The organism is Pseudomonas sp. K5002 (assembly GCF_013386655.1).
In the GTDB taxonomy this organism is placed as follows: Bacteria; Pseudomonadota; Gammaproteobacteria; order Pseudomonadales; family Pseudomonadaceae; genus Aquipseudomonas.
In genome coordinates, this window is the sequence record NZ_JACARK010001506.1 from 1 (window position 1) to 502 (window position 502).

Consider the following 502-nt stretch of genomic DNA (forward strand, 5'->3'; position numbering starts at 1 on the left):
CAGCGCACCCAACGCGCTGTCTGCACCACGCTGGGCGACATCGGCCAGGTCTTGAGCAGAAGCGGCGGTGTCGTGAGCGTTTTTTGCGGTCCCTTGGGCATTCTGCGCATCGGTTTGCGCTGTGACGGCCGCTGCACCTGCCGTGTCAGCTGTTTGCCGGGCGGTGGCTGCCGTTGTCTGGGCGGCGGTCGCCGCGTTCAGTGCGGCGTTGGCTGAAACCTGCGCCGAGTCGACCGCGCTGAGTGCGCCCGCAGCCGTGTCCTGAGCTCCGTCAGCCATGTCCTTGGCGACCTCACCGGCACCCTGGGCGGTCGACGCGAGCCCCGCAGCCCGATCGGCGATTTCACGAGCGGTAGCCGCTGCATCCTGTACCGCGTTCGCCGCGTTCAGGGTCTGGCCGGCAGTGGCTTGCGCGGTTTCAGCGGCCACGTCGGCCTCCCTGCCCACAAGCAAGGCCGCATCCGCAGCGCGCTGTGCACCATCGGCCCTCTCCTGTGCACTT

1 protein-coding gene is annotated in these 502 nt (G+C 68.7%); it reads right to left on the minus strand.

Features of this window, described 5'->3' with window-relative positions:
- Positions 1 to 453, minus strand: a 453-nt coding sequence (locus tag HX846_RS37555) for a hypothetical protein (RefSeq protein WP_218645536.1), incomplete at its 3' end; no start/stop codon positions are given.
- Between the last annotated feature and the right edge of the window lie 49 nt (positions 454 to 502).